Consider the following 22,639-nt stretch of genomic DNA (forward strand, 5'->3'; position numbering starts at 1 on the left):
CCCTACGTAATCCCAGGTAACCCCTTCGGTTACCGAACGCAGTTTGCTTCCTGCTGCATCATAGACGTAACTGGCCGCGGTAAGGGCTTGTGGCAGGTTATCCTGACCTTTTCAACATCACTGACCTTATGGCTCCTAATGCAAATTTCAATAGCCTGGCTGAAATCATATGTATTGCTGATCTCATCGAAGTTTCCCACCGCTACCGTACCTCCCTTGTAATGCTGACTAAAAGACTTAACAACAAGCCCTTCATCATTGTAATAATTTACGCTCAATAGCATATCCGACGTCCCGGTAGTTCCGTTGAGCACTTTTATCCTGCTTGCCTTTAACAGCCTCTGGGTCCTGCTGCTTCCTGTGGGTGGATAAGGGTTTGTAACGGGTAATGTGTAATCATCAATATACAGTGAAAGGAGGATGGTCGTTGGATAACAACATGCAGAGTAAAGTGATGGCAATGGTTTTTTCAATGGTTGCAGAAATTGAACGTGACCTAATCAGCAAGAAAACAAAGGAAGCCCTTCTGTCTATTAAGCTTTCTGGAGGTAAATTAGGTAGGCCAATAGGACGAGGAAAAAGCAAACTTGATGTTTTGCGACCTGAAATAGAAGCGTTATTAAATAATGGAACTTCTCAAAAGTTTATTTCAAAATGATACAATATAACCGAAGCCACTCTTTCCAATTGGATAAAAAAGAACAGCATTCAAACTGTGACAAATAGATCCAAATTTTTATGAAAGGAGACTTAGTCACAAAACGAATCGTGACGAATTTGTTCCCTTTCTTTAATTCACCCCTTTAATCAATGATATTAGGTCAAAATTTGAGCATTAAGATGCAAACCATTAATATCTTTGGACTGCGGGATTGCTATATAATGGTGTGAGCTTACAATATTATTATTGTTTAGGGACGTTCCCTTTTATTTAAATATAAAGGAGCCTGAATTTAATTATCGTTAATAAACGTCGTCATGTGAACCAATATCTAATAGAACAATATTTTCAGCACCCGGATCCGATAGGTCTTTTTCGATAACGAATATTATTCTACAATCATACCCACATGAGCAGGCTAAATAGGACGCTAGCCTGCCACTTAATTTATGAGTTCTTAAGGGCGGATCGTATACATCATCCTGTAACATATACAAGGTTTTAGCGATTGCAGCTTTTAATGAATTGTTTCCGCTGATAAATTTTTTGTATGATTTTTCGAACGCTTTTGTTAAAACGAGTTTTCGACGCGATGGCATCATTATCAAAGAGAATTTAATCTGTCGTTAACTTCTTTTGCATCTAGGGGAACACTTTTTCCGGCGTGATAGTCTTTTAAAGACTGCTTAGCTGATTTTGCAATGTCCTCACGACGGGCTTCTATCTGACGTTTCTGAAGAATCACCAACAACATTTCTCTTGAATTATAATCCAGTTGCATGATGTCTTGTAATGCTGAATCTATTGTTGTCATAATAACCTCCGTTTATATATACAAAATTAAAAATTCTAATTCAATTACATTCTATAAAACAAATAGTATTCTTATAGTTTTAAGTTTGCTTGAACCTCTTTATCACTGTTTAACAACTGGATTAATAAACTAATGATGACTACCATTGCACAACCCAATACATTTAACCATAGGTAAGCCATTACTTCATAATAAAAGGCCGAGAAAACAATTATTTCTGTAATAATTGCAGCAGTAAAGACTGCATTCCCTTTTACTTTTCTAATGTAGAAGGCTACAAGAAATATACCCAAGATAGTTCCATAAAACAGGGAGCCAAGGATATTTACAGCTTCTAAAAGGTTGCCTAGTTTACTGGCATACAGCGCCATTCCAATACTTAAGATTCCCCAAAACAAAGTTGTGATTTTACTTATATTCAAATACCTAAGATCTGATCCCGTTTTATTGATCAGTCGTTTATAAATATCAACGGAGGTTGTAGATGCCAACGAATTTAACGAACTGGCAGTGGAACCCATGGAGGCCATACAAACAATTGCGATGAGCAATCCAATCAAACCCTGTGGTAAATAATGGATCACAAAATTCAGGAATACATAGTTGGTATCGTCCAGATCGGCATTCTTATCATTTTTTTTGATGACCGCTATGGCTGCAGTCCGCGTATCAAGAAAAGCGACATTAGCATTGTTTAGCTCATCCTGCTTTGAAGCTACATTTTGTCTCGTATTAAGTGAATTTTCTAACGCAATAACTTTTTCCTTTTTTGCTTCGAAAGCTTGATCGAATGCAGCTTCTTTTTGTGCAAATTCATCTTTATAGATACCTCTTTTTACTTTGTTAATCTCATACTGATTAAAGAACACGGGAGGCTTTTGGTATTGATAAAAGGAAAAGATCAGGATCCCTATGAGTAAAATCAGAAATTGCATTGGAATTTTAAGCACTGCATTCATCAACAACCCCATTCTGCTTTGACCAACTGTGCTGCCGGTGAGGTATCTGCCTACCTGAGACTGGTCTGTACCAAAATAAGATAGCTGAAGAAAAAAGCCGCCAATGAGTCCTGTCCAGATGGTATACCGGTTATTAAGATCAAAATCCCAGTTGATCACATTCATCTTCCCCATTTTTCCGGCTATTGATAGTGCCTGCCCGAAGCCTACTGTTGGCGGAAGGAGTGAAACAACAACAATACCTGCCATGAACAACCCGGCGAATATGATACTCATCTGGAGCATTTGGGTATAGGAAACCGCCTTTGTTCCGCCAAAAACGGTATATAACACCACCACACTACCTATGAATAAAGTAGTATAAGAAGTGTTGATATTTAAAATTGTGGCTAATATAATAGATGGTGCATAGATAGTAATGCCTGTGGAAAGGCCTCTTTGGATTAGGAATAGGAAAGCAGTTAATGCCCTTGTTTTTAGATCAAACCGTTGCTCCAGAAATTCATATGCGGTAAATACTTTAAGGTGGTGAAAGATGGGGATAAAGGTAATGCACAGTACAATCATGGCTAGTGGCAGACCCAGATAAAACTGGACAAACTGCATGCCACTGGAGTATGCTAAACCTGGTGCGGAAAGGAAGGTTATAGCACTTGCCTGAGTTGCCATAACTGAAAGGCCGATACTGTACCAGGGCATAGAACGGTCTGCTAAGAAATAGCCATCCATGTTTTTATTGCCCCGGCTTTTCCAGATACCATATACCACAATGAAGAGGATGGTAAAACCAAGGACTAACCAATCGACTAAACTCATGAATAATAGAGGGTTATCAGGGAGAAAATGACAATCAATAAAATCAGCCAGCATACGACTATCCAATAATAGTGATTCCAGGATTTTATAAATGGTGGTAGCTCGTTTCCTTTATTCATAGTGATTAATCAGATGCCTTTCTTTACTGATGACCACAAATTAGTAAAGATTTTTCGTATAAGGACATTAATCAAGAAAGTTACATTGACGGAGAGAGTGTGAGAAGGATTCTTGATCAGATAGTATAGTTTCCGATCAAGAATCCTTTGTATTAGTTCATAACGCTTCGGCTAACATTCGATATATGTAATATGAGGCAGATAGTCTGGTTGCCTTTTTCCGATGGCTGAACGGATGGTATTAGAAGAGCAAATCTTTTTAAAAAAAGAAGCTTTGTACCAATAAGTAGTATAGCGGGACTATACGCATTCGTGGGATGAGATTCATTGTCGGGAAAATCACGATCAGGAGGTTCCTGCTGACAATAATCACTTTAAACGATGCTACTCTTAACGAAAACGATATTATTGAATTAATATATAACAGGCAACTATACTTAATACTTTAACTAGTTTTCAAACAATGCCTTTATATTTACTTTATGCGGCGTACCGGTTACTGGAGAGCCGTACTCAGTGGGCTCTGTTAAATAGAAAGTAATTATGCGTTTTTCCTCTACGCTTCCATAACCTAAATAGATATCGTCAAGTAAGGGTTGTTGGGTTTCATGGTCAACAAGCATAAATGTTATCCAGTAGGTTCTTTCTTTAAAAACCAACTCGGTAAATTCATCAGGAAAATTTTGGGGTATATTATCGATCCTGCCACCTTCAATAAAATTGAAATTCTCATCCTCCCAATAAAATACAACATCAAAAGGCCTGTTGAATGCATTAGGAGCAAAATTAGCAAATTTAACTTTTATGTGTTCAGCATCAGGTTGTGGCTCAGTGGAGCCGTTGTTTTCGAGAATGACCGGAGTTACATCGTTTGTCGGCTGGAACAAAACCCAGTTTATGGTTTTATTAGCCTCAAAAGTATAAGTCGTGTCTAATAAAGATTTTCCGGTCGAATCTGTGATTGCTAACTTGCCTTTACCTACTGGAACCTTTATGTTGCTGAAGCTGGCACTAATTCCATTTAAAGCCTGACTATTATAGGTCATATATAAATCATTGCCGGTATAATTAGTCCTATTATCTAAATTCAGAAAAGCAAACTCAACAGCTTCTACAGCTGTTTCTTTTTTACAGGCCGATAAGAGCATACAAAACCCAAATGTAAAAAGGATATATCTTAAAATTTTTATCATGTTAAATAAATTTAACAAAGGCGGCTTCTTAAAAGAAGCCGCCTCGTTGAGTAATTAATTGAGAAGGTTAATTAATAAACTTTAGTCTGAGTAGTAAATACTGTCCAGTTTTTTAACCAGGTAGCGCCTGAAGCTGTACCTTTTGCAACCGCACCGGCTGTTGCTGGAATAGGTGAAGTTGAACGCGGAATCAACGTGTTCACGTTGTAAGCAGTAGAATGATCTGTGTAAAACGGCGTACCGCTAGTACCAAGTAACAAGTAAGTATTTGCAGAAGAAGCAGTACTTGCAGGAGTATATGCACCGGTTGCGCTATATGCATGTAGAATATTGCTGCTGAAAGTACCAGTTGCTAGATCTTCAGTAGTTACTCCATTTGGGTAGCCACCAATAACTGAATTCTGAATGTCAAAATTCGTATTTCTTCTAAAACGAGCACCTAATTTAAGCACTGAATTGTTTGAGCTTGTACCTAATAAGGTAAAGTTCCTTAACACAGGCAATGTTTTGGGAGTATTCGTATAAGGCGCAGCTTTTTCGTTATCCGATTCGATACCATTAGCATCAGATACACCACCAGAAGTACTGTGAGTAGAGCTTAAAGCTTTAAGACCTACTGCATACTGAATAGTACCGGTGTAACCGAAATCAAAATCAAAGTCATCGTCGTCACCACCTGCAGCAACTAAATAGGTTGCGTTTACAGTTCCACCGAAGAACTCGAAACTGTCATCGGCAGAATAAGTAACCTGGATGTGGTTTAAAGTTGTACCTGAACCGACACCACCAAGAGTTAAGCCATTGATCTCATTGTTAGCGAATAATACCAATCCAGGATATTCGATACGAACATACTTTAATATACCTGAATTATCTACATTGTCAGATCCACCATAAGTAATATCAACACCTGTAGGTGGAGTTGGTAAACCTTCAATAACTGTAGTATTCGGTTGATTAGTATCAGCATCTCCTAATAAAATTACCCCACCAAAATCACCTGCTGCCCTACTGCCAGGCGCATTAGGTGATGTAAACACGATTGGAAGGGCTTCAGTACCCTGCGCGTCGAGCATAGCACCTTTTACTACCACCAATACACCCCGAATATTTTTGTTGATAGTTACACCGCCTTCTGTTGCAGTATAGGATTTAAACGCACCTGATGAAAGGATAGAACCCGCCGGAATTTTTAAGGTTTTACCGCTTGGCACATAACTTACACCATCAATTAACCAAACCTTGTTGCTGGTCAGGTTGATAATGTTGTCTGTGGCATTACCGTCAAAGTTGTCCTGAATGACTCCATTAACATCAATAGCGATGCTTTGAGTAGGGTTTGTGAAACCTGCAGATGCAGCACGATCGTAGTTACCGCTACCATCATTACTTTGTTCTTTTCTGCAACTAGTTACAAGGAAAGCGGCGGCTACTATAGCTACCAAGCCTGCATTTTTGATTTGTTTTACCATTTTTTTTGTTGATTAATTTTTAGTACTGCTAAGTTAAAATGTTTATTGTTAAGTAAGTATTATTAATTGATATACAAATTATTATGACGTTTATATAAAGTTAGAAGTGAATTAATTATGCTATGAACCTTAACCAACAAATTGTACTAGTTACTATTAAAAACTGTAGGTAAATATCAAACTGTACGTTCGTCCGTACTCGGTTCCATATCGTATTCTATCACCATGCTCCAATTCATAATTATCCGTTCCTTTGATCCTTGTAAAACCATTGCTAAAGTCGCCCTCCCAAGAACTGGCGTTAGTGTAAAACTCATCACGGGTGTTCAACAGGTTAGCCACGTTAAACTTAATTTCTGCTTTTTGCTTTAGTAACTTTCCACTGAGTTGCAAGTCAACTAAGGTGCGCACCCTTTGAAATTCAGTCGATTTCGGATCTACGGAGACGATATATGAACGATAACCAGATCTGTTAAAACTCATGGTGGCACCTGCATATGAAGACTGGTAAGCCAAACCTGCATTGATAATGTAGGGTGACTGGCCAATGAGCGGACGTTTAAAGTCTTGTACAACTTCTATCTTAGCCGGCTCTTTGTCAGGATTTGCATAATCATATTCTGGATTATCAATCTTTGAAATCGTTTTTATCTCGCTCCAGATATAGGCCGCGTTACCATAGATATTGAAGTTGGCCAGGCTTGGGCTAATCACATTCAGCGATTTGCGAAACTCCATTTCAATTCCGGTGTTTTTCGCCGACTGTTGATTTTGATAGGTCAGTATAAGCGTAGAAGCTCCAGGGCTTAAATTTACGAGCTCCACAGGGCGATCTAAATATTTATGGAATCCTGATATTGAAAAGACCTCTCCGGGGGAAGGATAATATTCGAATCGCAGGTCAATATTTTGAATTTTGGTACTGCTTATATTGCCGCCGCTGATAGATGCTTGTAAGAATGGATCAGGGAATGCAAATGTGGCCGTCTCCCTAAAATCAGGTCTAATCATGGTTTTGGCATAGGCCGCACGAATATTAGTTTTTTCACTAAGACTGAAAATAGCATTTACTGATGGCAAAAAATTCCAATTCTTTTCGCCGGTGAGTATAGGCACTTCCTGATTAATGATCGCATCGGGGTTCTGTTCCTGTAGTAGTTGCCTGCGACGAATCTCTTTCTCCTGACGGTTTGCTAAGTTGAAGTTTTCAGCACGCAGTCCATACACTAAACGTAATTTATTAGTAAAAAAGTGCTGATCCAGCATCAGATAGGCAGCATGGTATTTTGAGTCGGCATTAAAAAGACCTCCGTTTTCAGCATCCATATAATAGTAAGCCTGGTTAAGTCCATACCCGACTTTTTGCGGGGAAAGCAAAGTTTCATAGAAATCGGTAAATGTATGCTGGTCGCGCTTAGCATATATTTTTGCAAAATAAATATCCTGGCTTCTCTTTTTATACCAGCCGGTGTAACCTGCCTTGACCAGGCTTCTATTTTTCAAAAATGGGAAAGGATAACTTAGGTTCAGTGCCCAGTTAAAATCGCGCTCTTTGATGGCCGTCCATAAACGATAGTCCCATACGTAATTACCGGCAACTGCTGCGAGCGTAGTTACATTTGGCCTTTGATAGAAGGTTCCAAATGTCTTATCCAAAAGAAAGTATGAAAATTTACGTGTATCCACATGCTGCTGGTTAAGGTTAGTGAATCCGCCGCTCCAGTCTAATTTGAAGCCCTTTTGCCCCATACTATGTTCTCCTTCAATTTTATGCTGCGATAAGGTGGTAAAAACAGGATCTATAAAATTATTATTAGTCATCTGGTTGTTGTTATTCAACCCTTTGCTGGTATAGAATTCTTCGTTAAAAATTCTTGTATAAAGATTTTTAATATTCACTTTGAACCTACGGCTTTGCAACCCCGCGTTTAAAACACCACCAAGGGTAGTGTTAAAAATATAGGCTGTACCCCGGGTGGCAGTATCAGAAGGATCATTATAAAAATCTTTTCCCATACCTAGTTCTCTTGCCGATGTGAAAGCGTTTGCCTGCTGCGTATTTCGGTATGTAAGGCCTGCAATAAAACCCGCCTTTATGCCTTTGGCCTGGTTGAGCTCATATAATCTTCCTAATGTAAATCGATAATTCTGGTTCGGAGTTGCTGTATATTTATAGCGTTTAAAGCCGTCGGAATTGAAGCGTTTGCTTTGCTCAATTGCTCCGGCATAACCAGTTTTAAACCCATTTGCGTCGGTAGCCTCTATACGAGGGTCATCCTGACCAGATGCCATACTCCAGGATACCAGGTTATCCGGCCGTTTGCGCCTGCCGTCATCAAAGCCCAAATAATCGCTTTTGTCCCGGCCGCCAGCAGAAAGGAAATCTTTTCCGGTCGTCCGATCATTATAACCGGCACCTAAGCTTATACTAAGATAATTATTATTAGGAATGGCCAGGGTATTGACCATTACCTGCCCGCCAACAAATTCAGCGGGCATGTCAGGCGTAGCCGTTTTGTTAACTACCACACTGCTAACCAGCTCTGTCGGAACGATATCAAACGAAAAGTTACGGCGATTGAGATCAGTATTTGGTAAGGTGAGACCGTCAATCAGTGACTGATTGTAGCGTTCAGTCAAACCGCGTACCACTACGTATTTATTATCTAAGATCGTAACGCCACTAATCCTTTTTAATACTGCCCCAACATTGTTGTCCGGTGTGCGGGCAATCTGTTCTGCGGAAATACCATCAGTAACCGAAGCAGCGTTTTTCTGCTGGGCATAAAGCCCTGCTATACTTTCTCTTCGGAAGGAAGATTTAACAATTACTTCGTTCAATGCTTTATTGGCAACATTCAGCACAATATCCAGACTTGTCAGCTGATCGTCTTTAACAATAACATCAGCTATACTTTTTGTCTGAAACGAGATATAACTTACTTCAAGGGTATATGTACCAGCTGGTACATTAAATTGGTAGGTACCGTCAACGCTGCTCTGCATTGCCTTGTTCAGTTCCCGGATCCGGATGTTTGCTCCAGGAAGCGCTTCGCCTTTATTATCTACTATTTTGCCCGCAATGCGACCGGGCTGTGGTTTTCTTGCATTTTTAACCTGTGGTTTGGTGTAATTGACAGCTACTGACTTATTGCTAACAGAGAAACTAAATCCAGATCGGTTCAAATCATTCAACACTGTTCCTAACGGCGTTTTGGTATAACGGATATTTTCCAATAACACTTTTTCAAGTGAATTATCATAGTAAAATTTATAGCCTGTCTGTTTACTGAGTTCTTTAAAAAGTGTGATTGCGTTTACTTTATTGATATATTGAACACTAACCGGGTTAGAAATATTGCTATTGGCCTGGGCAAAAAGGGGCGTACCCAATAAAATGAAAATATATAAGAGATTAAATCTAACCGGTTTTTGATAACTTCTTTTTAATCTATTAGTTAGGATATGTATATAAAATTGCATATTTTAGAAAAATTTTTTACGATTTTTTGTATAAGATTTAATTTTTAGTAGCGGGTTTGCTACCCGCATTTAGAAAGTGCCGTTTTACCGAACGGCACTTTCTTTTTGATCTAACCTTTAGTAGCGCTATTTCTTCATGAATGTGTATGTTAAGCTGTCTGTTTTGGTGAATTTAAGTTTATGAATAAAAGAGAGGGAGCTAAGAATTTCATCGATGGTCTTGCCCTTAAAATCTCCATTTACTGTAAAATTTTTGGTGCCAACATGATCGAATACGATGTTGACTTTATGCCATGAAGCTATCCTGTATACAGCTTCGCTAAAAGATGCCCTTTCGAATACAAGACCATTCTCAACGGGATTGCCTGGCTTTGCATTAAATGTGCTTAATGTTTCTTTTCCGTCTATATATTCGTATGCGTTGCCAGGGGTAAGAAAAATAACAGAACGGGATGAGTTTTTGTCTGTTGGGCGAATAGCGACCTTACCAGTATACAGGTTTACCTTCCCCCAGTGGTATACCGAATTATATTCAACCGTAAAAGAGGTGCCAAGAGCAGTAGTCTGCAATTCCCCGGACTCTACACTGAATGGTTTTTCCGGATTTTTGGTGACTTGAAAAAAGGCTTCTCCTACTTTAAGATACACCCTGCGTTCTTCTTTTCGGAAAGCTTTTGGATAACGGAAGACAGAACCGGAAGAAACGGTTACTATGGAACTATCAGGAAGAATCACCTTCAATGTTTTTCCTATTTCCGCCTCTACTGTAATAAAGGTTTTGGTATCTTGTATGAAACTGTAATACTGGAAACCTTTTGCACCGGCAAAAAGAAAGAGTACAGCTGCTACACTGGCGGCGATTTTATAAATCACCCTTTGCGGCCTTTTTTTGCCAGGAATGATTTTGGCGGTAAGATTCTGTTTTATGGAAGCTAAGGATTGTTCAATATCATCAGGAACATCCAATGCTTGGGATACCTCCAGTTCTGTTTCATCGTTAAGCAGCGATAGATGTGCTCCACTTGCTGTCATTTCCCAAAACTCATGTTCCTCTGAAGGACTTAGCGTTCTGTCTGCGAATTTTTTTAAAAGTTCTTTTTTCCTATGCTGATCCATTCTATATCCTTCACCGATTGCTTTTTTGACCGGTTACATTGATATATACAGTAAAAGCTAGGGGCAAGGGGGGCTTGATATGGAAATATTTTTTTTAAAGCCGTAACGGGAGCACTTGGCTATAAATATTCCCCTGACTGATTAAGCACGGATAGCTTCCGCGTAGCTTTGCTGATATGGTCTTTTACGGTTTCTTTGCCTATAGAGAGCTGGGTGGCAATCTCGTCATAGGACAATCCATGCACTCTTGACATTAAAAAAACCTTTCTTCTTTTTTCGGAAAGGATGGAGTGTGTTTTTTCAATTAACGAATTGATGTCCATGCGGGAATAAACGTCCTCACATTTAACTTCGCTATCATCCTTATTGCAGTAATCAGCATATGCGACCTCCTTTTTCTTTTCCTTAGCCAACTCCTGCAGCCAGTTATAAAAAATACTTCGGGCAATTTGATTTAGGTATTTTTTTACACCCTGTTCCTGATCTATATTATTGCGGTAATTCCATAAACGAATAAATGTATCCTGTACCAATTCCTCCGTAATTTCACGCGAATGGGTGTTTTGGTAGAAGTAAAGCCATATATTCCGGCTAAATAAATTAAAGACGAGCTCAAAGGCTTTTTCATCGCCTTCAATAAATCTTTTTATGATATTTGTTTCTAAACTTTCCATTGGATTGACAAGTAAGAGCTTCAAAGTTATTTATTATGGACCCAACCTATTTTATCTAAAAGTTATATATATGTTAACTTTTAGCATTGCTACGGTAGTCTGTTGATGTTTACCTGACCTGAATTTTTATCTATAGCCTCCCTTGAATCATAAAGTATTCGGGTGGGCACCTGATTTGTAAATGACTTAGCTTCTGCAGTGCCATTTATTCTTGAAAGGGCACTTTTTATGAGCGGATCGCTTAGGTCGCCAAAGGGGACAAGAGTTTCGCTGAACTCATTTGCAGGAATATCAGGGACTAAACCGGAAGGATAATCCCCTTCACTTTTACTATTGTACAGTTTGAAAATCATCGGTTCGATACTCCAATTATTATTTTTCCCGGTGTTACCATCGCTAATTGTGAAAGAAGCCATATCCTTTCCAAGTGTAGTATTGCCAACCTGAACAACAGTGACATATGGCCTTAAACTTTTTATCAAAAATTCTGCTGCTGAGGCCGTGTGGGTTCCTGTAAGGATAAAAACCCTGCTTATGGGCAACCGCATCGCTTCCAGTTCCTGGAAGCTGAATGAATATCCTGGGGAAATTTTTGATATCGTTTTTTCAAAAGCTTCCCTGCGTGTTCCGGCATTCTTATTGCCTTTATACTCAACGAAAATGTCATCTTGGTTTACATTTGAAAGTACTGCGGCGAGTGCAGCACTCATGCCAATGTCCCCTCCGGGGTTATATCGAAGGTCTATGATCAGTTCAGTAGCGTTTGCGTTCTTAAAGAATGCGAAAGCGTCTTGCAAATCAAATTTTGACCGCCCTTCAAATGAATTATAAAAAAGATAGGCCGTTGGCTTCCCCCCATTTTTAAATACCTTGTAGAGGTACACCGGATTTTCAGAAATCAGAGTAGCACCGAGCGTAACAGTACTTTTTCCTTCAATGTCAAGGGTGATGCTACGTTTTGCGATTGCTGATTCAACTAAATTTGCAATATTACTAGCTAATGGTTGTGTTCCATTGATGCTTTTTATGATGCTTCCCCGTTGAAGCCCGACGACCTGTGCCTGAGTACCTGGTACCACCAGCACCAAAGCTGTTTTTATCGTACTTGAACTTTCCTCATACACCACCAGATCAAAGCCGAAAGTATGAACGAGGGAGGGGTAATAGCTTTCTCGATAAGATGGGTTCGTTAGCCTGGAAAACCGGTCATCTGTATTTTTAATGGATGAAAAAAAATCAAGTGGCTCCTGATCAAGATTAGATTTAGAGGGAAGTGCATTATTCCAATAATAATAGACCTTCATGCTATCCATTACCCAGTTATTGATATATTGATTAGAGCCTGAGGGATAGTCGGGTTCAGTATTGTCTTTTTTGCAGGAGCTTTGTGTAAACGAAAATATCAGGATGAAGAGTAGCCAGGGAATGAAGAACTTTTTTGAAGTACATAGTCTATTCCACATGATGCTTACTTTAGGTAATTATTGCATGCAAAATTAGGCGGCTAATGTTAATATATGATTAAGTTTTATAGAGAATAACGTGTCTTTAAAAAAAGAAAACCCTCTCTATGAAATAGAAAGGGTTTGTGGAGGCTACTGGGTTCGAACCAGTGACCCTCTGCTTGTAAGGCAGATGCTCTGAACCAGCTGAGCTAAGCCTCCTTGATCCCTAAACAGTGTTCCTGTTTGGGATTGCAAATATAGGCGCAGATTGTAAGATTACAAAATAAAATGCAAAATACCCTACCTCCCTGATCTACAGATATTTGGTCAATTCAGGAGACAAAGGTTCGGTTTTTGATCTGAAACGATGGATCAATTTGCCGTTCTCATCGATTAAAAACTTCTCAAAGTTCCAGTTGATATCACCTGTAAAATCCGGATTTTCGGCAGTAGTCAAATATTTAAACAAGGCAATCTGATCGTCCCCTTTTACGCTTACCTTGTCACCTAATAGAAAAGTAACACCATAATTAGCTTTACAGAATTCTTTAATTAATTCATTGGAGCTCAACTCTTGTTTGAAATTATCGGCAGGGAAGCCAATAACAACTAGCTTGCCTTTATACTGCTTGGAAAGCTGCTCAAGCCCTGCATACTGCTTGGTAAATCCGCATTTGGATGCAGTGTTCACGATAAGGATTTTTTTACCCTTGTAAGCGCTTAAATCAATCTTATTGCCATCAATAGATTGTATTTTGAATTCGTACACAGACGCGGGAGGTGTCGCAAATAAAGCGACCAGGAGAAATGCTAAAATTTTCATAGATGTTGTTTTTAGATGTTGATATTTAAATTATGACAGATATTTCCCTACCAAGGGCATTCTTCTTCCCATTCCAAACGCTTTAGGTGATACTCTCAGTATAGGAGCCGTTTGATATCTTTTGAACTCTGCGGTGTTGACCATCTTTAAGACTTTTTTGACCATTTCGGGATCAAATCCTTGTGCAATAATAGCTTTAGAGCTTTTCTTTAATTCTATATATTGATAGAGTAAGGAATCCAGAACCTCATAATCAGGTAAGGAGTCGCTGTCCTTTTGTCCGGGTCTTAATTCTGCTGACGGTGGTTTGATGATACTATTATTAGGAATGATTTCTCTTTCCCTGTTGATGTAATTTGCAAGCGTAAACACCTGGGTTTTGTACACATCACCTAATACCGATATCGCACCTGCCATATCGCCATAAAGGGTTCCGTATCCAACCGCGCACTCACTTTTATTTGAGGTATTCAATAAGATAAAGCCAAATTTATTTGAAAAGGCCATCACGACGATGGCGCGACAACGTGCCTGAATATTCTCTTCAGTGGTATTAAAAGGCAGACCTTTAAAGGCAGTTTCCAACATTCCCTCAAAAGCATCAGCCGCATCTTTAATCGCAATGATCTGATGTTTACAACCTAGATTCTTAACCAGGTCCATAGCATCTTTAACAGAATGGTCAGTAGAGTATTTAGAGGGCATCAACACGGCCATTACATTTTCGGGACCTAATGCTTCGGCTGCTAATGCACATACTACTGCTGAATCTATGCCTCCGGAGAGTCCTAATACCGCTTTACTGAAGCCCGATTTATAGAAATAATCCCTGATTCCCAATATCAGGCCATGATGAATTTGTTCTATGTCTGGCAAGGGCTTATAGGCTATGGGATCCAATCCGTTTATTTTTCCATTATTGAAATCATAGATCCTAAAATCTTCTTTAAAGTAGTTCATTTGATCAAGCAGGACTCCTTCCTTATCGAAGGCAAAGGAACCACCGTCAAAAATTATTTCTGTCTGTGCCCCTACCTGGTTAATGTATAACAGCGGAAGGTTATATTTTTTACAATTATCACTTAGTACCTTGACCCGGTTATCGTCATGGACATAAGAAAATGGAGATGCTGCTATATTCAGCATGAGAGCTGGTTTTTGTTTAATCAGCTCGTCCATGGGTGACATCAGATAGAGCGGATTATCATTAATATTCCAGAGATCTTCGCAAATAGTTAATGCAATCGGGGTGCCTTTAACCTCAATACAATTGAAGTTACTCAGGCCTGGCTCAAAATATCGGTATTCATCAAAGACATCATAATTGGGTAATAGCGCTTTGTGTACCTGTTGTACAACTTTTCCATCCTGGATAACATATGCCGAATTGAAAAGGTCTTTACCTTCGTGGGCCGGGTTTTTTGAAGGAACACCAACTATACAGACAATATCGGTGCAAACCTCTGCTATTGTATTGATGGCTTCTTCGCAAAGATCAATGAACTCAGTAAACTCCAGAAAATCTCGTGGTGGATAGCCGCATACTGCAAGCTCTGCAAAAACAACCAGGTCTGCTCCTTCCGCTTTTGCTTTATTAATCGCCTGTATTATTTTAGAGGTATTGGATTCAAAATTCCCGATGTGGTAATTAAGTTGAGCTAGGGCTATCTTCATGAATGAATATTTTACTTAATGCTTAAATCTAGTTAAAAGAAAATGCCCAGAGTCAATGCCAGATAGGAATTTTTGATTTTAGTACCCTCATCGTTCATCGATGTAAATCCATTATTATAGGTAAGACCAGTCATTACATTTAAACTTTCATTTACTTTCCATTCCACACCTGCGCCTGCAATCATGCTTATGCGGAAGAAATTTATATTTGATGAGATATCCACATCCGTTCTTTTTGTAGTACCTACACCTTCGGAAATATCAGCCTTTGCACCAATTTTATATCCAGTACCTAAACCAAACTGGCCATAATATCGGCCTATAGAGGTAGGCTGACTTTTCAACTTTAATGTTAAAGGAACTTCAATGTATTTTATTTTGTAGTTGGTAGAGGTTTGTTCTTCCATCGCCCTTCCATTAATAGAGGTTATGGTAAATCCGGATGAAAAGTAGTAGTTGGAGGATAGTGCTAAATCTGCAAGTAAGCCATAAGAGACTCCTGCACGGGTACCGTCATTTATTGATCCATCACCAGATAACCAACCTAAATTCGGAGAGACAGTAAAGCCGAGTTGCGTATTACTTCCTGATAGCTGAGCGGAGGCAACAAAAGGTGCAATAAAACATATAATTACAAGAAAAAGATTTTTCATATTTGCGTATCTGATTTAACTATGAATTTTAAAAACACGCGTCAAATCTACTTGTTTTTTTTCATTGCATTATTCTTATGTAATTGCCAGAATAAACAGGGGATTGATACCAGCCAGATTAAGCTGGATTTGAAAATTGAACGATTCGATCAGGAGCTAAGTGCTTTAAAAGCTTCCGATCTTACATCTGAAATACCACCATTAGAAAAAAAATACACTCCCTTTTATTCCGATTTTATAGAGGGAATGGTCAATGCAGGATCCAATTCTGATACCGGGTATTATGCTAACATGCGTCTTATACTTCAAAATAAAGATTTTAATGAACTGAAGACAGAAGTCTCCAGAACGTTTAAAGACATGAATCAGGAGGAAGAGGCTTTGACGAATGCTTTTAAAAGAGTAAAATATTTTTATCCTCAGAAAAAGATTCCGCAACTAATTTCTTTCTTTTCGGGGTTTGCTGTGCAGGTGCCAATAGGAGAAAATTATATAGGCATTGGTTTAGATATGTTTTTGGGTGCACAATCTAAGTTTTACCCTGCGTTGCGACCTGGTATTCCACAGTATATATCCAGACGGTTTACACCGGAGAATATCACCCCAAGGGTTATGGAAACGTTTGTAAGGGAAGATTTATTTCCAGAGCCCAGATTGCAGCATAACTTGTTGGAGAGAATGATCTATAATGGAAAAGTTTTTTATTTCATGCAGACTATAATGCCTGATACTCCTGATTCGCTCCTGATTAACTACACTTCGGAACAACAGCAATGGGCAGAAAAGTATGAGTCTGGGATATGGGGTTATTTTTTGGAAAACAATCTGCTTTATGAAAGTGATTACATGAAAATTCAGAAATTTTTAACTGAAGCTCCCTTTACTCCGGGTATCGGAGATGGCAATCAATCGGCCCCTAAGCTAGCGTTGTATAGTGGTTGGCAGATAGTAAAATCATACATGGAAAGGAATCCAAAAATCAGTATTCCTGCTTTAATGAAGGATGAAGATTATCAGTCCATCTTAAACAAATCGCATTACAAGCCTAAATAAGATTTATTCTTTTAAATTATTCACAGATATCATCGAAAATTTACCTTCAGCTCCTGTGTTACCAGAATAAACGCGGCCATTAGGTAACTGGCTTAATGGTCGGCCAGGGTTACCGGATCTTATTTGTGAAAACACCACACTAAGATCGGACTGGGCATTGGTTATGTAGCCGCCTGCTGTGTTTTTAATATTTAAAAAGCCAGTTTTTTTTGAATTTTCAGTTTGTGGTTTAATACCAGAGGATAAGTATTTAATGGTAACTTTCCCTCCATCCCCGTTATCAAATTTCCTATTTGAGGTCTTTGCGTCCAAACCAGGCACATTAATAGTTAAATTTTTAAGGGCAGCAAAATTGATACTTAATTTCAGATTAGTGCCATTGTTCTTCCCATCATTACCATTGAACAAGGCTCCTTTATCGATTTGAGCATAATTTACGACCATGCTGACGTCTTTTTTATTGTAAAAGCTAATTTTAGAATCAGGACGCATGATAAGTGTATCTATAAAAATAGATACACTTGAGTCTCTCGAAGAGAAGTTATATGAACCACGCTTGTCGATGACAAGCTTTTTTATTTCAATATATTTTACTTTTTGCTCTGTCTGCGAAATGGCGAATAGCGGGATAAGCATACCCAAGTACAACATGACTTGCTTCATAGTAATAACATTAACGATTTAATGATGCTATTCGTTTGAAGATTCCATAAATTATTTTATCTAAGTACGTTATATATTGCTCGTAAGCAAATTCCCACTCCAACGACAAGTATAACATTTGATATAAGGTCAATAAAGCTCCAATGACCTATAAAACGCAACAGGACACCCAATAAAGTTATTATAAGCCCAATAGTTAATAATTTGTAATGACTTGAATCATTTGCGTTGATACCGTCATTCTTTGTTTCGATCGTATTATTCGTGTTTTCCATTTCTAGCGTAAGCGTTTTTAAATCTAATAGGTACAAAATCAGGCTTTTCAACCGCCTTCATATTATGTGTTGCAAACATACAATATTAAGCGGTGTATTTTTATTCCGGCAAAAACTTTCAATCGATTAATAATTGATCCAATTGAGAATTGATAAAGCTCATTTCATCTGGTGAGATCTTCACCTGTACTGCTTTAGCATTTTGAATCGCCTGTTCGGCATTTCTGGCACCTGCAAGCGCAATCGTGATTCCCGGTTTATCAATTGTCCAACGAAGAACAAGTTGCCCTACACTTACGCCTTTATCGGCCGCCAATGGAGTGATTTCCTGAAGAAATGCATTTACTTTAACAATATTGGTCTCAGTAAAAAAATGATTGCTGGCACGATGATCGCCTTCTGCAAATACATGTCCGGGTTTGATCTTTCCGGTTAGCAATCCTCTTTCAAGCGGACTATATGCAATAATTGATTTCTTATTGGCAAGTGAATAGGGCAAAACGACTTGTTCTATTCGGCGATTAACCATACTATAGGGAACCTGATTGGACACCAGATTAATAGTTTTCGCAGCCTCCATCATTTGATTTTCATTATAATTACAAACACCAGCATGCAAAACTTTTCCCTGGGTAATAAGATCCTGGATAGCTTCCATAGTTTCCTCAATTGGCGTAGTAACATCAGGCCAATGAATTTGATATAGGTCGATATAATCGGTACCTAATCGTTTGAGACTATTTTCACATTCCTTGATAATACTTTCTTTTCCGCTGTATTTGTAGACGTCAATATCCTGACCATCATTATTTTTGCTCTTGAATGCAAAATCACCCTGTTTGAGATCCCATCTCATTCCATATTTAGTAAGAATCTGGACCTTATCCCTTGGGATTTCTTTTATTGCCTCACCTACTATTTCTTCACTTAAACCCTGACCATATATTGGTGCCGTATCAATTGAAGTAACCCCTTCATCGTAAGAGGCCTTAATTGCCTTGACGGATTCATTCCTTTCAGTTCCCCCCCACATCCATCCTCCGGCGGCCCATGAACCAAATGTTATTACGGAGACTTCAAGATTCGATTCGCCTAATTTTCTATATTCCATATTTCTCTTGAACAAAGAGTACCGTATTAAGTTTAGCTGTAAACTTTATAAATATAGCTGATCCAGACTGGCTAAATCAAGCAAAAACCTACCTATTCGAAAAGAGTTAGGAATATTGGGCTTCATAATCATCTCTCCATAATGGCCTGTTTACATTTGTTCAACAGAAAGATTTAATTCAATTATTCATTCAACTGGATTTTGTTTTAGATCGGAAGCAGCTTAGAAATAAGGTATTGGATCAGGAGCGGATAGAAACGTCTATATCGCAGATGCCGGACTCAATAGGAATGAAAGACTAACCTATTTTTGGTTTGGCACATAACGAAATTATAGGATCGGGATTATAGAAATGGACAGGAATGTTCGGCCTGATACAAATAAATGCGCTCTCAGCATTTCATCGTTTGGCCTTATGGAGATCAGGATCGAATGATGGGACGCCTGGGAGTTTATAAGAAATAGTCAAAAGATTTATTAAATAAGCCTAAAATGTCGCATTTAGGGGATGTAATCCGTAAAGGCAGAGAAATGAATTAGTAACCCTTCTTTAAATGGGCTATTATATTATAAATGAAATGAATAAATTACTGCTGCATATCTTTTTTATACATTTTTTAATTTTGGGTGGATGCACGGTTGAAGATAACCTTTGCGAGGTAGCGAGATGTGAGGCCCCTGTTGCAACTCTTAAGATTAAACTGGTTGATAGACTTACAAATAAAAACCTACTGGATAAGGGAGCAGATTTCAAACTGACAAACCTATCAATAACTAGTACAGCTTACCATTCAGACATGGTGATTAAAATTGATAGCACTGAACTCAACAATAACTACATTAGTATCTTGTCATCAGGAAATGAAGCTCTTTCATTAAAGTTCAAGAATTATCCTGAAGACGTAATCACTATAAATTCAAGACTAATAAAAAGTGGCTGTTGCAGTATAATGGAAATTCAGACGCTTACTTTGAATGAAACAGAAATTTGCAGCAAATGCGCTTCTGTTCAGATCATTGAAATCAGGAAATAAAATCTGTAAAATATAAAAGTCCCGAACTTTTCAGTCAGGACTTTCAGCATATTGTATTAAACGAAGAATTAACCGTTAGAAAGAGCAGCCGCACCACTTACAATTTCCGTAAGTTCAGTTGTAATTGCCGCCTGACGGGCTTGATTATAAGAAAGCTTAAGTGCCTTGATGAGGTCACCTGCATTTTCTGTAGCCTTATCCATTGCAGTCATACGTGCACCATGTTCTGACGCCCAAGAATCTAAAACTGCTTTGTATAATTGAGTTTTGATAGACTTAGGTATCAGGCTATTGACAATTTCCTCTTGTGAAGGCTCCAGAATATAATCCACCCTGGATTCTGCAGCCGCATCTCCAGCTTTAGCAACAGGACGAGGTAATGGCAATAACTGTTCAGTTACCAGAATTTGCATTCCAGCATTTTTGAATTGGTTGTATATAACTTCTACCCTGTCATAATCACCATTTACAAAACCATCCATGATGGTTTGAGTAACAGTAGAAACGTTCTCAAATGATAGATCTGAAAACAATTCATTGTGATTCCCGATAGTTTTGTATTTGCGCCTTTCATAAAAGTCTTTACCTTTCTTACCAATGGCCAAAATACTTATATTTTGATTTTGGTTTTGAGAGGCATATTTACCAGCAATAAGACTATTAGCAGCTTTAATCACGTTTGCATTAAACGCACCTGCTAATCCCCTATTAGAGGATACGACAACAACTAATACCCGGACCGGTTCTCGTTCCTGAATAAATGGAGAGGTTGAATCCTCCAGGCTCGCAGACAAGTTGGTCAGAATATCCTTCAGCTTATTTGCATAAGGACGTAACTGAACAATAGCATTTGTAGCCCTTTTAAGTTTAGCAGCAGATACCATTTTCATGGCTTTAGTGATCTGCTGTGTTGAACTTATGGAAACAATCCTGTTTCTTACTTCTTTTAAATTAGCCATCTTATAAAATTTAAATCACAAGTTCAAAAGATGAATTGACCTTTTGAACTTATGAAAACGAACTAGTAGTTCGCAGCAAGTTCTTTTGCAACCGTTTCAAGAACCCCGGTAATTGTATCATCAAATTTCCCAGCTTTTAAGCTTTTCAGCACTTCCGGATGACGGACTTCTAGCTGTTGAGTATATTCTGCTTCGAATTGTTTTACTTTATTAACAGGCACCTGTCGCAATAAACCTTTAGAACCGGCATATATAATTGCCACTTGTTTTTCAACAGCTACAGGAGAGAATTGACCTTGTTTTAGTATTTCAACGTTTCTGGCACCTTTATCTAATACGGATTGAGTAGCCGCATCAAGGTCAGAACCAAACTTAGAGAATGCCTCTAACTCACGATACTGTGCCTGGTCTAATTTTAATGTTCCGGCAACTTTCTTCATTGATTTGATCTGCGCATTACCACCTACACGGGATACAGAAATACCCACATTAATAGCTGGTCTTACACCTGCGTTAAACAAGTTAGATTCAAGGAAGATCTGACCATCAGTGATTGAAATTACATTGGTCGGAATGTATGCAGAAACGTCACCTGCCTGTGTTTCAATGATAGGAAGTGCAGTTAATGAACCTCCTCCTTTAACAAGGTGCTTGATTGAATCAGGCAAATCATTCATATTTCTGGCAATTGCATCAGAACTGTTAATCTTTGCAGCACGTTCTAATAAACGACTGTGAAGATAAAACACATCACCGGGATAGGCTTCGCGGCCTGGTGGACGGCGTAACAATAAAGACACTTCACGGTATGCAACTGCCTGTTTTGATAAATCGTCATAGATGATCAAAGCAGGACGACCTGTATCACGGAAGAATTCACCTATTGCAGCACCTGAAAATGGAGCATAAAACTGCATTGGAGCAGGATCAGCAGCAGATGCAGCTACAACAATGGAATAAGCCATTGCGCCTTTTTCTTCAAGAACACGTACAATATTTGCAACTGTTGAGTTTTTTTGACCGATAGCTACATAGATACAATATACGGGTTTGCCTTCATCATAAAACTCTTTCTGATTGATAATCGTATCAATACATACAGCAGTTTTACCAGTCTGGCGATCACCAATAACAAGTTCACGTTGACCACGACCAATAGGAATCATGGCATCAATAGCCTTAATACCCGTTTGAAGAGGTTCTGTAACTGGTTGACGATAAATTACACCAGGAGCTTTACGCTCTATCGGCATTTCATAAGTAGTACCTGTTATTGGACCTTTACCATCAATAGGAAGACCTAATGTATTTACTACGCGGCCCAACATACCATCACCCACCTGTATAGAAGCGATCTTTTTAGTACGCTTCATGGTGTCACCTTCTTTCACATTATCCGCAGAACCAAGTAAAACAACACCTACATTGTCTTCCTCTAAGTTCAAAACTACACCTTGTAGTCCATTATCAAATTCAACCAATTCGCCTGATTGAACTTTGGTGAGCCCATAAACCCGGGCAATACCATCGCCCACCTGCAATACGGTACCTACTTCTTCAAGTTCAGCCTCTGATTTAAAGCCCGACAATTGCTGACGCAATATAGCCGATACTTCATCCGGTCTTACCTCTACCATAGTCT

Annotated in this window: 20 protein-coding genes and 1 tRNA gene; 3 read left to right on the forward strand and 18 right to left on the reverse strand. The window is 38.7% G+C overall.

The window, feature by feature from the left end; all coding sequences use genetic code 11:
• Nucleotides 1-29 precede the first annotated feature (29 nt).
• The gene (locus tag BFL47_RS19555) at nucleotides 30-314 is read right to left on the reverse strand and encodes a hypothetical protein (RefSeq protein WP_139125771.1); all 285 of its coding nucleotides are present in this window, start codon (nucleotides 312-314) and stop codon (nucleotides 30-32) included.
• A gap of 74 nt (nucleotides 315-388) precedes the next feature.
• Between BFL47_RS19555 and BFL47_RS05955 the strand changes: the two genes are divergently transcribed.
• Nucleotides 389-658 carry a hypothetical protein gene (locus BFL47_RS05955; protein WP_069658895.1) on the forward strand — a complete coding sequence of 90 codons (270 nt, stop codon included), beginning with the start codon at nucleotides 389-391 and terminating at the stop codon, nucleotides 656-658.
• 305 nt (nucleotides 659-963) lie between these two features.
• Here BFL47_RS05955 and BFL47_RS20485 read toward each other — a convergent pair whose 3' ends face one another.
• The 13 genes from BFL47_RS20485 to BFL47_RS06020 all read right to left on the reverse strand — a co-directional run bounded on the left by BFL47_RS20485 (nucleotide 964) and on the right by BFL47_RS06020 (nucleotide 15,902).
• On the reverse strand, nucleotides 964-1,263 hold the full coding sequence (locus BFL47_RS20485) for a type II toxin-antitoxin system RelE/ParE family toxin (RefSeq protein WP_083257036.1): 300 nt from the start codon (nucleotides 1,261-1,263) through the stop codon (nucleotides 964-966).
• A 2-nt stretch (nucleotides 1,264-1,265) separates the two neighbouring features.
• Nucleotides 1,266-1,475 carry a hypothetical protein gene (locus BFL47_RS05965; RefSeq protein WP_069658896.1) on the reverse strand — a complete coding sequence of 70 codons (210 nt, stop codon included), beginning with the start codon at nucleotides 1,473-1,475 and terminating at the stop codon, nucleotides 1,266-1,268.
• Between the two features lie 71 nt (nucleotides 1,476-1,546).
• Nucleotides 1,547-3,250 carry a sodium:solute symporter gene (locus tag BFL47_RS05970; RefSeq protein ID WP_069658961.1) on the reverse strand — a complete coding sequence of 568 codons (1,704 nt, stop codon included), beginning with the start codon at nucleotides 3,248-3,250 and terminating at the stop codon, nucleotides 1,547-1,549.
• A gap of 568 nt (nucleotides 3,251-3,818) precedes the next feature.
• On the reverse strand, nucleotides 3,819-4,562 hold the full coding sequence (locus BFL47_RS05975) for a hypothetical protein (RefSeq protein WP_069658897.1): 744 nt from the start codon (nucleotides 4,560-4,562) through the stop codon (nucleotides 3,819-3,821).
• 71 nt (nucleotides 4,563-4,633) lie between these two features.
• On the reverse strand, nucleotides 4,634-6,034 hold the full coding sequence (locus tag BFL47_RS05980) for a hypothetical protein (RefSeq protein WP_069658898.1): 1,401 nt from the start codon (nucleotides 6,032-6,034) through the stop codon (nucleotides 4,634-4,636).
• Between the two features lie 156 nt (nucleotides 6,035-6,190).
• Complete coding sequence (locus tag BFL47_RS05985; protein WP_069658899.1) at nucleotides 6,191-9,517, reverse strand: TonB-dependent receptor; 3,327 nt, start codon at nucleotides 9,515-9,517, stop codon at nucleotides 6,191-6,193.
• A gap of 126 nt (nucleotides 9,518-9,643) precedes the next feature.
• Nucleotides 9,644-10,633 (reverse strand): FecR family protein, encoded by a 990-nt coding sequence (locus BFL47_RS05990; RefSeq protein ID WP_069658900.1) that lies wholly within the window; start codon nucleotides 10,631-10,633, stop codon nucleotides 9,644-9,646.
• A gap of 119 nt (nucleotides 10,634-10,752) precedes the next feature.
• On the reverse strand, nucleotides 10,753-11,307 hold the full coding sequence (locus tag BFL47_RS05995; protein ID WP_069658901.1) for an RNA polymerase sigma factor: 555 nt from the start codon (nucleotides 11,305-11,307) through the stop codon (nucleotides 10,753-10,755).
• An 89-nt stretch (nucleotides 11,308-11,396) separates the two neighbouring features.
• A complete protein-coding gene (locus tag BFL47_RS06000) occupies nucleotides 11,397-12,770 on the reverse strand; it encodes a S41 family peptidase (RefSeq protein WP_069658902.1) in 1,374 nt (457 codons plus the stop codon).
• A gap of 126 nt (nucleotides 12,771-12,896) precedes the next feature.
• A tRNA-Val gene (locus tag BFL47_RS06005) sits at nucleotides 12,897-12,971 on the reverse strand.
• A gap of 94 nt (nucleotides 12,972-13,065) precedes the next feature.
• Nucleotides 13,066-13,575, reverse strand: a complete 510-nt coding sequence (locus tag BFL47_RS06010) for a glutathione peroxidase (protein ID WP_069658903.1) — start codon at nucleotides 13,573-13,575, stop codon at nucleotides 13,066-13,068.
• Nucleotides 13,576-13,605: 30 nt separating this feature from the next.
• Nucleotides 13,606-15,249, reverse strand: coding sequence for an NAD+ synthase (locus BFL47_RS06015; protein WP_069658904.1), 1,644 nt, complete (start codon nucleotides 15,247-15,249; stop codon nucleotides 13,606-13,608).
• Between the two features lie 32 nt (nucleotides 15,250-15,281).
• The gene (locus tag BFL47_RS06020; RefSeq protein WP_069658905.1) at nucleotides 15,282-15,902 is read right to left on the reverse strand and encodes a porin family protein; all 621 of its coding nucleotides are present in this window, start codon (nucleotides 15,900-15,902) and stop codon (nucleotides 15,282-15,284) included.
• Between the two features lie 21 nt (nucleotides 15,903-15,923).
• On the opposite strand from BFL47_RS06020, the gene gldB reads away from it, so the two are divergent.
• Nucleotides 15,924-16,955: a gliding motility lipoprotein GldB gene (gldB, locus tag BFL47_RS06025; RefSeq protein ID WP_069658906.1), complete on the forward strand. Its 1,032-nt coding sequence runs from the start codon at nucleotides 15,924-15,926 to the stop codon at nucleotides 16,953-16,955.
• 3 nt (nucleotides 16,956-16,958) lie between these two features.
• Here the strand turns inward: gldB and BFL47_RS06030 are convergent, their stop codons facing one another.
• Together BFL47_RS06030 and BFL47_RS06040 are read right to left on the reverse strand one after the other, a co-directional pair.
• Complete coding sequence (locus tag BFL47_RS06030; protein ID WP_139125772.1) at nucleotides 16,959-17,618, reverse strand: hypothetical protein; 660 nt, start codon at nucleotides 17,616-17,618, stop codon at nucleotides 16,959-16,961.
• A gap of 393 nt (nucleotides 17,619-18,011) precedes the next feature.
• Nucleotides 18,012-19,004 carry an aldo/keto reductase gene (locus BFL47_RS06040; protein ID WP_069658909.1) on the reverse strand — a complete coding sequence of 331 codons (993 nt, stop codon included), beginning with the start codon at nucleotides 19,002-19,004 and terminating at the stop codon, nucleotides 18,012-18,014.
• Between the two features lie 578 nt (nucleotides 19,005-19,582).
• On the opposite strand from BFL47_RS06040, the gene BFL47_RS06045 reads away from it, so the two are divergent.
• Complete coding sequence (locus BFL47_RS06045) at nucleotides 19,583-20,038, forward strand: hypothetical protein (protein WP_139125773.1); 456 nt, start codon at nucleotides 19,583-19,585, stop codon at nucleotides 20,036-20,038.
• A gap of 68 nt (nucleotides 20,039-20,106) precedes the next feature.
• On the opposite strand, the gene atpG is transcribed toward BFL47_RS06045, so the two are convergent.
• On the reverse strand, nucleotides 20,107-20,997 hold the full coding sequence (atpG, locus tag BFL47_RS06050; RefSeq protein ID WP_069658911.1) for an ATP synthase F1 subunit gamma: 891 nt from the start codon (nucleotides 20,995-20,997) through the stop codon (nucleotides 20,107-20,109).
• Nucleotides 20,998-21,059: 62 nt separating this feature from the next.
• Nucleotides 21,060-22,634, reverse strand: a complete 1,575-nt coding sequence (gene atpA / locus BFL47_RS06055; RefSeq protein ID WP_069658912.1) for a F0F1 ATP synthase subunit alpha — start codon at nucleotides 22,632-22,634, stop codon at nucleotides 21,060-21,062.
• Nucleotides 22,635-22,639 lie beyond the last annotated feature (5 nt).

This window comes from Arcticibacter eurypsychrophilus (genome assembly GCF_001730525.1).
GTDB classification, from domain to species: Bacteria; Bacteroidota; Bacteroidia; order Sphingobacteriales; family Sphingobacteriaceae; genus Arcticibacter; species Arcticibacter eurypsychrophilus.